Genomic DNA, 10,180 nt, shown 5'->3' on the forward strand with positions numbered 1-10,180 from the left:
AGCAGCACCTTGTGGGTATCGACATAGTCCGGGCCCAGGCGGTTGCCGCGACCGGCGACGTAGAGAATCGCTTTCATAGTTCCTCCGCGGTTTCGCGCCGCGCCTTTTCAGCCAGCGCGCGGATGCTGGCCTCTTCGCCGAACAGGAACGCGCCGCCGATGAGCACGAAGAGCACCTCGCGCGCGCGGCGGACGATGGCATAGGAAATCCCCAGTGCGTCGGGAAGTCCCATCACGCGAAACAGCAGTGCGATGCCCGATTCCTGCACGCCGAGCGATCCGGGCGCGAAGATGCCCACGCCCTTTGCCACGCCGGTAAAGGTCTCGATGGCCAGCGCCTGCGACCAGTCCAGGGGCATTCCCAGAAGATGCGAGATGACGAATACCTCGACCATGCCGACGATCCAGCCGCAAAGATGGAAGAAGGTGCTCCAGAAAAAGCGCATCTTGTCGTTGCGATAGAAGGAGACAATTTCGTCGTCGAGCTCAGCCAGGTGAGGTTCGGCCTTGTCGAGGGCTTCGATCTTGAGATGAAGCGCGCGGGCGACCTTGAGCAGGGTGGTGAACATGCCGCGGCTCTGCAACCAGAAGAGCATGGCGGCCACGCCCGCGGCGATGCCCGTCGTGACGAGCATCCCCTTGTGCGCCCAGGAGCCCGGATCGAGCGAGCGCGTCGCGGCCAGCGCGCCGAGTGCGATGGCGAAGACCTGCGCGATGGTCATGGTCGTCTTGGCAACCACGACGCTTTGGGCGGCATTGATGGTGGGAACGCCGCGCTTCTTGGCGAGATAGATCTTCACCGGCTCGCCGCCCACGTAGGCCGAGGGGATCAGGTTGTTGACCGCTTCGCCGGCCATGCGCAGGCGAACCTGCGTGAGGTAGCCAAGATGGTGCGCGCTCGCGCTGGAGAAGGCGAAGCGCCAGCCCATGGTGTCACAGGCATAGACCAGCAAATAGGGAAGCATGGCCAGCGCGCCTTTGCCCCAGCCCAGCTCGCCCAGAGTGTGCAGAATTTCGTCCGTGCCCGCTTCCTTGATGAAGAATGCGAACAGGCCGATGCCCAGCGCGAGGAAGAGGAAACGCAGAACGTTCTTCACGCGGCCTCCCTCGCGGGCTTTGCGCCCAGCGTCTGAATGGCCAGTGCCAGGATCCAGAATCCGTGCACGCCGAAGGCGCCGACCCATAGGAACCAATCGAGGGCGTCGAACCATGCGGCGATGATGAGCAGGATGGAGAAATCGCGCGTGGTGGCCGAGTCGATCAATTTGGCCAGTCTCGGGTCGCGCTGGTCTTCGGGTTTGGCGAGCCCACGCACCACGACTGCAAAGGAAATGAGCGCGCCGACGATCATGCTGGCGCCGAGATAAAGAGTCGGAGCGTCCGAACCGCTCTGCGTGACCCCCCAGGCAATGCCGCCGAAGATGGCGACGTGGGCGACCTGGTCCGCGGCAATGTCGAGCCACTTGCCGACGGGGGTTTCCTTGAAGACGCTGCGGGCGATGTCACCATCGATGCAGTCGATCATGGCGGCGAGCTGAAAGACGAGCGCGCCGACGATGCCGCTGACGTGATCGCCTCTGGAGAAAAACCAGCCCGAAAGCACGCCGACGAGCATGGCGAAAATGGTGACCTGGTTGGGGGTAACCGGCGTGCGGATGAGCAACTTCGAGAGCGGCCGTCCGAGTGGGCGATTGAAATACACGTCAACGATGCCGTCGGCGCTGCTGGTGAGCGAAATCCAAAGGGCCTTCGTCGCCGCCTTGGCCTGCTCGGGAGTTTCGATGAGCGCGGTGACGCCCTCTGCTGGAACGAGCGGCGCGATGGGCAGGGATTCTTCGAGCGTGCCGCCAAGGCGGTTCGTTACGCCAAGTGGCAGGGGCTCGCCTACGTCGGTGGCCAAGCGGCCACCATCTTCAATGACCTGTGCCACGTCGGCGGGCTGAATGAGCAGGCAGCTCTGCGCCACCAGCGTGGGGCCTTCGAGCTCGGGCGGGCGCGGCACGGCGTTGAAGGAGATTCCAAGCCCCCAGGTGCGCTTTAGCTCGGGCAGCACGATGTCGGTTACCAGCGTGATGCGCGTGCAACCGCCGCGGTGCAACGCGACGATCATGCGATCGAGCACGCTCAGCGCCGCCACCTCCAGGTGGGCGGCCACCGGGTCGACGAACACGACGGCGGGGATGCTCACGCGAGCAGCGCCTCCAGTTCCTTGAGAAGCCGCGCGTAGTCGGCGTCGCTGACCTGACCCATGTTGGCGATGCGGAAGACCTTACTGGCAAGCGGGCCTTGCCCGGCGTAGATGATGAAACCGCGCTCCTTGAGCGCGTCGTGAAGCTGCTGGTAGGCCTTGCCCGCGGGCAGGTCGAACGAAGAAATCGTGTTCGAGTAGACCTCGCGCGGCAGGTACATCTTGCAGCCCAGGCTCTCGACGCCGTCGCGGATCGTCTTGCTCACGCGGGCGTAGCGGGCGATGCGGTTTTGCACGCCTTCTTCCTTGAGTTCCTTGAGCGCTTCTTCGAGCGCCCAGAGAATCTGGATGGCCGGGGTAAAAGCGCCGCAGGAATCGCGCTGCGCGCTCCAGTTATGGGCGAGATTCAAATAGAGAGAGCGCGGGGGCTGCTTGGCGATCTCTTCCATGAGTTCCTTGCGGCAAAGCACGAAGGAAATGCCGGGGAATCCGCAGATGCACTTGTTCGCCGTGCTGGCGGCAACGTCCACTCCCCAGGCATTGAGATCGAGTTCTTCGCCGCCAAGGCCGCTCACGGTGTCGAGCACGAAGCGCTTGGAGTATTTCTTTGCAAGCGCGCCGACGGCCTGCACCGGGTTGATCATGCCGGTGGTCGTTTCGTGATGGACGAGCCCCACGGTGTCGATGGCCGGATCGGCCTTGAGCGCGGCCTCGATTTTCTCGAGATCCGGCAGCGACTCCCAGGGGTCGGTGACCTTTACGAAGTCGATGCGGTGGGCGGCGCAGATCTTCGAGATGCGCTCGCCGTAGACGCCGTTTTCAATGACCAGCATCTTCGCGCCTTCGGCGGGCGTGCTGGAAAACGCCATCTCCATGGCCGAGGTTCCCGAACCGGTCACGAAGGCGACGTGGTAAGCATCGGTCGGATCGAAGAGTTCCTTGATGAGCGCGCGGGCGCCGGCCAGTGCCTCGGCCACTTCGGGCTCGCGGTGGCATGCGTCGCCGCGACTGAGCGCCGCGCGCACGCGCTCGGTGACGTTGACCGGACCAGGATTGAGAAGAATGTGTTGCATGTCGAAACCGGCTCCGCTCAGGAGGCGATGAACTGCTTGAGGCGCCGCGCCATGTCTTCGGGCGTGATGTCCACGCGCGCGGTTCCCTCGGCAAGGCCGCCCGGATCGACCTTCACCAGCAGAAAGGACGGGCCTTCGGTGGCGAGGGCTTCCTTTGCGAGGGCTTCGAGCTGCGATTCATCCTCGCAGCGCTTTGCCCAGCCATAGCCCGCGGCGCCCGCGATGGCGGCCAGGTCGATCTTGTCGGTGATGGTGCGCTGCCCGCCGGTGGAAGCGTGGCGGCCGTTGTCGAAGCAGAAGTGAGTAAAGTGTTTGGGTTGCTGTGAGGCCACCGAGGCCAGGGCGCCCATGTTCATCAGCACGTTTCCGTCGCCGTCGATCACGGCAACATGCTGACCCGGTTTTGCGACGCAGATTCCCAAACCGATGCTGGGCGCCATTCCCATGGAACCGATCATGTAGAAGCGGCCGGGTTTGTCGCCGGTGGCGTAGACCTGGCGCGAAATGTGACCGTTGCAGCACAGGGTCGCGGTGGTCTCGGGAATGCAGCCGAGCACGATTTCGAGGGCGCGTTCTTTCTTCATGAGATCACCCCCTTCTTGACGATGAGCATGGAGGGCTTGCCCGCGGCGAAGTGTTTCTCCACTTCATCGAGCTGCTTTTGTAGCTCGGCCGGATCGAGGGCCTGCCAGGGAAGCCCCACGGAGTCAAAGATGCTGGTCATTGCCGGGCCCATGACAATGTGCTCGGGAGCGTCCTTGCCCTCGAAGCCGCGCCAACTGATGAGTACAAGCACCGGGATCTGGTAGCTCTCGTTGAGAGAAACCAGCACGTTGAGCGAATTGCCGAGCCCGGAGTTCTGCATGAGCATCACGGGCTTCTTGCCGGCCATCCATGCGCCAGACGCATGGCTGAGGGCGTCGTCCTCGCGCACGGCGGAAATCAGCGGCGCCTCGGTCTGGGACTCCAGCACGGGGTAGAGCCCCTCGAAGAGGGAGCAGGGAACACCGGAGAAGAAATCGTAACCGCGCGCGCGAAGCGCACGGAAAAAGTCCTCACCGGAGATGGATTGGGTTTCACTCATGTTGAATGTCTCTTGCGGGGGGCTACTTCTTGAGCCCGGCCCACACGCGGCGGTAGTCCTCGAATGAATCGACTTCCATCCAGCCCTTGTAGATCTCGGTGCCGGCGACTTCCTCGCCCTGGGCGATGAGCTCGCTGAGCAGGTCGGTGAGCGCGGCGCTCTTCACGTTGTCGGATTCATGGAAGGCGCCGCTCTTCTCGGCGAGTTTGTCCCAGAGTGAGAGCACGCGCTCGGTGCCCTCGGGCGAGAGCATCATCATGCCGATGAACTCCGCGTCGGCGGCGCCGGCATCGATGCCGCGCGCGACTTTCGTCACGCCGGTGGGGCCGTCCAGGTTGAGCTGGCGTGATCCCGCGCTGGCGGGATTCTTGAGCTGCACGAGATCGGGGCGGCTGGGGAGTCCGGCTTTGCCCTGGTGTTCGGTCCAGGAACGATCGACCGCCAGCGTGACGGGCGCCTCGCTCTGGAGCAGGGATTCGAGCACGTGGGGCTCGAACACGATGTCGCCGTAGAGCACGACGGTCCTGCCGGTCAGGAACTCGCGCGCGGCAAGCAGCGAGGCCAGCTCGCCCGAGTTCTCGTAGTCGTCATTGTCGAAGTAGCGCAGGTTGGGCAGGTCGATCGCGTCCTTTTTGTAGCCGCGAACGACGGCAATGTCCTTGATGCCCAGCGCGTTGAGCGCTTCCACCTGACGCTCGAGAATGCTCTTGCCCTTGATGTCGAGCATGCAGGTGGGCGTGTTCTCGGTCAGCGGGAGGAGCTTCTCGCCCGAGCCGGCCGCAAGAATTACGGCGCGCACGTCCTGGGTGCCGGCGGGCAGGTAGCTCTTCTCCTGGTCCTTCATCTCTGTGACGCCGACCAGGCGGTAGACCTCCTCGAGGGGCACGACGTAGGGATCGGCCGCCGCGGGCTTGCGCTGATCGTGGAGCGCCTTGAGCGTGGTCTGCATCGCCTTGATCGACGAGCGCATGGCGTGGTTGGCCATGACGACGATCCGGTAACCCATTTCGTTGAGCTCGTCGGCAGTGGTTTCCTTATAGATGGTCGGCACTGCCATGAGCGGGGTCTCGCGATCCCAGTGCCTGGCGAAAGCGGTGACCTCGTCGGCGGTCTTGGATTTCGAGTGAATCAGGCAGAGGTCCGCGCCGGCGTCGGCATACATGCGCGCGCGCTTGAGCGCTTCTTCCATGCCCCAGCCCGCAATCAGTGCTTCGGTGCGGGCGATGATCAGGAACTCATCGCTCTCGCGCGTGTCGAGGGCGGCCTTCACCTTGCCGGCGTGTTCCTCGGGGGAGGCGAGTTCGCGCTTCACTCCCGCATAGAAGCTGCAGCGTTTGGGGAAGATGTTGTCTTCCATGCAGATGGCGGCAATGCCGTTCTTCTCGTACTCGCGCACGGTGCGGATCACGTTGATGGCGTTGCCGAAGCCGTTGTCGCAATCAGCGATAACCGGAATGCTCACGGCCTCTGCCATCTGGCGGGCGGCCTCGACGTTTTCGGCCATGGTCAGGATGTTCGCGTCGGGAACGCAGCGGGAGGCCGAGATCTCGAAGCCCGAGGCCCACACGCCATCGAAGCCGGCTTCTTCAACCAGCTTGGCGGAAATAGCGCTGTGTGCGCCTGTGATGATGATTGGGCCGGGCTCGGCCAGGCGCTTGCGCAGGGAAGGGGTCGGCATTTGCTTTGTTCGCCTCCGAAATTGATGCAGCCGCCCGTCGGGGCGGCCATCGCAAGGCCCCTTTATAAATGAAGGGACTCCAATACCCAAGCGGCGCGGCCGAAGGGGTGGCTAGTGCAGGTCGCCCCAGAAAGACTGGATCAGGCTGAGGGCGACGAGCGGCGCCGTCCGGGCCCGAAGAATGCGCGGCCCAAGAGATGCGCGGACAAAGCCCGCCGATTCGAGCCGCCCTACCTCGGCGGGGCTCAACCCCCCCTCGGGCCCGATGACCAGCCGGGCGGCCCCTGAGGGCGTTTGATTCTGTAGAACAGCGGGAAAAGAGCGACCGGCGGCGGCGTCCTCTTCCCAGAAGACGAAGCCCGCGCAGCCAGGCTCCAGCCCAAGCTCGGGTAGCGGGGTGGGGCCCAGGATCTCCGGGGCGCGGGCGCGCCCGGCGACTTCGGCCCCTGAAACGGCAATGCGCGCAAGGCGCTCCATCTTGTTGGGGGAGAGCTCGCGAACGGGGCTGCGCTCACAGATGAGCAGGTGTACCGAAGTCGCGCCCAGCTCCGCTGCGGCGGAAACGGCGGCCTCGAGCGCGTCCATCTTCGAGAGCCCGATGCACAGCTCGATGGCCACGGGTCCGGTGCCGACAAGGGCGACGCGCTCGCCAAGCAGGGCGCGGCCTTTTTTCTCCGGATCGAGCCGCGCGCGCCAGGCCGCACCCTCGGCGCCGAAGACGAGAATGAACTCCTCGCCGGGCGCAATGCGCGCGGCCTTCACGTGGCGCTGCAACGCGGGGGAAAGCGTCGCGGCATTGCCCTCACGCGCGCAGGACTCATCTGCGAAGAATCGAAACATGGCCCTCTATATAGAACGGATCTCGACAATTTCTTCCACGACAATTGTCATTCTGAGGGGAGCTTGCGACCCGAAGAATTGCGTGCAGGCAGGCACCGGCCGATTCTTCGCTGCGCTCAGAATGACAGGTTTCTTAGGCAGAGGCCGACGTAGAGAGCTTCTCAGAATGCGTCTCAAATTGGGAATCTTCTCACTCTGAGACACTTCCCCCGGGCATGGAGCCTTCTCATTGTGAGAATCGCAAGAAAACCGACCACCCCATAAAATAAAATTGTTAATAATTTCAATGAGTTACGATTTGTGCCGGAGTTTGGCACAACCCGTGGATTAGTCCGTGGTGTTCGTCACGCACGAACGATTGAAAAGGTGAGATTCGAAAGAGTGAGGGCAAAGAAGATGAACCGCAAATTTCTCGGACTGACGGCAGGAGCGACTCTGATGATGGGACTTGGTGTTCACGGTTTGGCGAAGGCAGTGAGCCTGCGCCCCGAACTCCCGGCCCTTGAGGGCGACTGGACCGCGCAGGTTCTTGAAGCCGGCGCTGATGGCCTTATCGAGGAGACGCGGACCTTCGAGATCTCGTTCAACGACGACAACGAATTTGCTTCCCGCAGTGCCGCCGGCACCCAGGGGGAAGGAACGTATGAACTTCGGGGCAGCAAGATGCTCCGTCTCAAGAGCGCGCAGGGTGAAGAGGTCTACTCCGTCATGCCGCTCAACGACAATGTGCTTTCGATTTATCGCGAGGGGAGCCAGAAGGCGATTTATCTGGTTCGGAACTAACAATTAACGTGGGACAGAAGGAAAGTTTCTTCCCTCGCGATAACCTCAAGGGACCGGCTTCGGCCGGAACACCGAAGCCGGTCCCTTCATTTTCAAAGACACCATCGGCCCCGGAAAACTTGTAGGTGAGAATTCCCGGGCTGGTAAAAGTTGCAAGTGAGGGCTTTATGTTTGAGATCGTTGGTTACAAATCAGGTCAGTACTCCATGGGCAGCATGCGCATTCGTCGCACCGGATTTTTCCGCAGCATTCGTCGCGCAGGCTTCTTCTCGAGCTGAACAACAACAACAGTGATCGGCCTGAAAAACGGCCGGCGATCATCACACAGTCTCAAGGCCCGCATCCTCACGGTTGCGGGCCTTGGCCTTTTTGGGGTGAGAAGTAGGTCCTCCGCTCAGCCCCTCTCCCTTTCAGGGAGAGGGGAATCGGTTGGCTTGGCCGCCTCGGCGGCCTAATCTGGGTCCCCGAAGCCCCGGAATGTTCCACGTGGAACACCCGGCAAGAAAGGGCCCGAAATGCTCGCCAAACGCATCATTCCCTGCCTGGACGTCAAGGGCGGTCGCGTGGTCAAGGGGGTCAACTTCGTCGATCTCCGCGACGCCGGAGACCCGGTCGAGGTGGCCAAGGCCTATGACGAGCAGGGCGCCGACGAGGTCTGCTTCCTGGACATCACCGCCTCGAGCGACGAGCGCGACATCATCCTGGATGTGGTGGCCCGCACGGCCGAGACCATTTTCCTGCCGCTGACCGTCGGCGGCGGGGTCCGCACGGTCGAGGACGTCCGCCGGCTCCTGAACGCCGGTGCCGACAAGGTCTCCATCAATACTGCGGCGGTGGAGACTCCCGAGCTCGTGCGCGAGGCCTCGGACGCCTTTGGCTCCCAGGCGATCGTCGTTGCCATCGATGCCAAGGCCAAAGACCCTGAAGATCCCGGCAAGGGCTGGGAGGTCTACACCCACGGCGGCCGCAAGCCGCGCGGGCTCGATGTTGTGGAATGGGCCCGCAAGATGGAAGAGCTTGGCGCCGGGGAAATCCTGCTCACCAGCATGGACCGCGACGGTACCAAGGAAGGTTTCGACCTGGGCCTCACCCGCGCGGTCTCCGATGCGGTCGAGATTCCCGTCATTGCCAGCGGCGGGGTGGGCGGCCTCTCCCACATCTACGACGGGCTCACCGAAGGCGGCGCCGACGCGGCGCTGGCCGCCAGCATCTTCCACTACCGCGAACACACCATCGCCGAAGTCCGCGACTACCTGCGAGAGCGCGGCGTCCCGGTGCGGCCGGCATGAGCAGCTACACCCCCGCAGACGTCGAGGCCGGACAGGCGGTCTACAACCCGCTGAGCCTGCGGCTCTATGACCTGTGGGTGACGCAGGTCTCGAACCGGCTCTTCTGGAAGTGCCCGCCCGAGAGAATTCAGACCTTCTACGACCAGAACGTCAGCACCAACCACCTCGATGTGGGGGTGGGAAGCGGCTACTACCCGGCCAACTGCAAGCGGCTGGGTCCCGGAGGGCGGCTGGCGCTCATGGATCTCAACCCCGAGAGCCTGCGCTTTACCGCCCGGCGGCTTGAAAAGCTCCGTCCCGAGACCTACCAGGCCGACGTGCTGGAGCCCATTGCCCCGCAGCTCAGCGAAGCGATTGCACCCTTCGATTCGATCGGGCTGAACTATCTCATCCACTGCTTGCCCGGCGGCATCGAGTCCAAGTCGGTGGTGTTTGAAAATCTGGGTGCGCTTCTCGCGCCCGGCGGGGTCCTGTTCGGGACGACGCTGCTGCAGGGCGGCGTGCGCCGCTCCCCGCAGGCGCGCGCGCTCATGGATCTCTACAACCGCCGCAAGTATCTCACCAACCGCTTCGACGACCTGCGCGGGCTGCGCGCGGGGCTCGAATCCCACTTCCCTGAAGTCGAAATCGACGTCCGCGGGGCCGTCGCCCTGTTCCGAGCCCGGCGCTGAATCAGCTTTCCAGAACCCCGATGTTCCACGTGGAACACTGCCCAACCCGCCCGGTGGTTGCCCGGACGTCAGGGATTTAGTAAACCACGGCCTTCCCGCGTGCATCTCAAGGAAACCCGGAGCCGCTGGAGGAGCACAGAAACGCCGTGGACGCTGAAGATTTCAAGAAAATCGACCCGATCTCCCGCGAAGAGTTGATCGGCCAGATCAAGTGGAACGAGCAGGGCCTCATTCCGGCCGTTGCCCAGTGCGTGGCCAGCGGTGACGTGCTCATGCTCGCCTGGGTGGACCGCGAGGCCCTGGACAAGACCGTCGAGACCGGGTTTGCCCACTACCACTCGCGAAGCCGGGGCAAACTCTGGAAAAAGGGCGAATCGAGCGGCCACGTCCAGAAGATCCGCGACATCCGCCTGGATTGCGACGGCGACACCCTGTTGTTCCACGTGGAACAAACCGGTGCGGCCTGCCACACCGGGCGCTGGAACTGCTTCTTCCGGGAGGTCGAAGGGGAGAGCGCCGGCACCCCCTCGGGGCCCGCTGTGGTGAACGCCCTGTTCGAGGTGATCGAGGCCCGC

At 63.4% G+C, this 10,180-nt stretch carries 11 protein-coding genes; 4 read left to right on the forward strand and 7 right to left on the reverse strand.

Annotated elements, in window-relative coordinates:
• Nucleotides 1–73 precede the first annotated feature (73 nt).
• The 7 genes from KDH09_12105 to KDH09_12135 form a co-directional block, all read right to left on the reverse strand.
• A complete protein-coding gene (locus KDH09_12105; protein ID MCB0220432.1) occupies nucleotides 74–1,096 on the reverse strand; it encodes a flippase-like domain-containing protein in 1,023 nt (340 codons plus the stop codon).
• Nucleotides 1,093–2,187, reverse strand: coding sequence for a CDP-alcohol phosphatidyltransferase family protein (locus KDH09_12110; protein ID MCB0220433.1), 1,095 nt, complete (start codon nucleotides 2,185–2,187; stop codon nucleotides 1,093–1,095). The genes KDH09_12105 and KDH09_12110 overlap by 4 nt, the downstream gene beginning before the upstream one ends.
• Nucleotides 2,184–3,260, reverse strand: a complete 1,077-nt coding sequence (locus tag KDH09_12115; protein ID MCB0220434.1) for an alanine--glyoxylate aminotransferase family protein — start codon at nucleotides 3,258–3,260, stop codon at nucleotides 2,184–2,186. Before KDH09_12115 ends, KDH09_12110 begins: the two co-directional genes overlap by 4 nt.
• 17 nt (nucleotides 3,261–3,277) lie before the next feature.
• Nucleotides 3,278–3,844, reverse strand: a complete 567-nt coding sequence (locus KDH09_12120) for a hypothetical protein (protein ID MCB0220435.1) — start codon at nucleotides 3,842–3,844, stop codon at nucleotides 3,278–3,280.
• Complete coding sequence (locus tag KDH09_12125) at nucleotides 3,841–4,344, reverse strand: sulfopyruvate decarboxylase subunit alpha (GenBank protein ID MCB0220436.1); 504 nt, start codon at nucleotides 4,342–4,344, stop codon at nucleotides 3,841–3,843. The genes KDH09_12120 and KDH09_12125 overlap by 4 nt, the downstream gene beginning before the upstream one ends.
• Before the next feature lie 22 nt (nucleotides 4,345–4,366).
• Entirely contained in the window at nucleotides 4,367–6,022 is a 1,656-nt protein-coding gene (locus KDH09_12130; GenBank protein ID MCB0220437.1) for an isocitrate lyase/phosphoenolpyruvate mutase family protein, read from the reverse strand.
• Between the two features lie 111 nt (nucleotides 6,023–6,133).
• Complete coding sequence (locus tag KDH09_12135; GenBank protein MCB0220438.1) at nucleotides 6,134–6,862, reverse strand: 16S rRNA (uracil(1498)-N(3))-methyltransferase; 729 nt, start codon at nucleotides 6,860–6,862, stop codon at nucleotides 6,134–6,136.
• Between the two features lie 396 nt (nucleotides 6,863–7,258).
• Between KDH09_12135 and KDH09_12140 the strand changes: the two genes are divergently transcribed.
• The 4 genes from KDH09_12140 to hisI form a co-directional block, all read left to right on the forward strand.
• Complete coding sequence (locus KDH09_12140) at nucleotides 7,259–7,645, forward strand: hypothetical protein (protein MCB0220439.1); 387 nt, start codon at nucleotides 7,259–7,261, stop codon at nucleotides 7,643–7,645.
• 515 nt (nucleotides 7,646–8,160) lie between these two features.
• Entirely contained in the window at nucleotides 8,161–8,934 is a 774-nt protein-coding gene (gene hisF / locus KDH09_12145) for an imidazole glycerol phosphate synthase subunit HisF (protein ID MCB0220440.1), read from the forward strand.
• A complete protein-coding gene (locus KDH09_12150) occupies nucleotides 8,931–9,605 on the forward strand; it encodes a class I SAM-dependent methyltransferase (protein ID MCB0220441.1) in 675 nt (224 codons plus the stop codon). The genes hisF and KDH09_12150 overlap by 4 nt, the downstream gene beginning before the upstream one ends.
• Before the next feature lie 170 nt (nucleotides 9,606–9,775).
• Nucleotides 9,776–10,180, forward strand: a 405-nt coding sequence (gene hisI, locus KDH09_12155) for a phosphoribosyl-AMP cyclohydrolase (protein MCB0220442.1), incomplete at its 3' end; no start/stop codon positions are given.

This window comes from Chrysiogenia bacterium (genome assembly GCA_020434085.1).
Classification (GTDB): Bacteria; JAGRBM01; JAGRBM01; order JAGRBM01; family JAGRBM01; genus JAGRBM01.

Coding starts and splice junctions, on each gene's coding strand:
- KDH09_12135 (MCB0220438.1), bottom strand. CDS start 6,862: ATGTTTCGATTCTTCGCAGATGAGTCCTGCGCGCGTGAGGGCAATGCC.
- KDH09_12115 (MCB0220434.1), bottom strand. CDS start 3,260: ATGCAACACATTCTTCTCAATCCTGGTCCGGTCAACGTCACCGAGCGC.
- KDH09_12130 (MCB0220437.1), bottom strand. CDS start 6,022: ATGCCGACCCCTTCCCTGCGCAAGCGCCTGGCCGAGCCCGGCCCAATC.
- KDH09_12120 (MCB0220435.1), bottom strand. CDS start 3,844: ATGAAGAAAGAACGCGCCCTCGAAATCGTGCTCGGCTGCATTCCCGAG.
- KDH09_12125 (MCB0220436.1), bottom strand. CDS start 4,344: ATGAGTGAAACCCAATCCATCTCCGGTGAGGACTTTTTCCGTGCGCTT.
- KDH09_12150 (MCB0220441.1), top strand. CDS start 8,931: ATGAGCAGCTACACCCCCGCAGACGTCGAGGCCGGACAGGCGGTCTAC.
- hisF (MCB0220440.1), top strand. CDS start 8,161: ATGCTCGCCAAACGCATCATTCCCTGCCTGGACGTCAAGGGCGGTCGC.
- KDH09_12140 (MCB0220439.1), top strand. CDS start 7,259: ATGAACCGCAAATTTCTCGGACTGACGGCAGGAGCGACTCTGATGATG.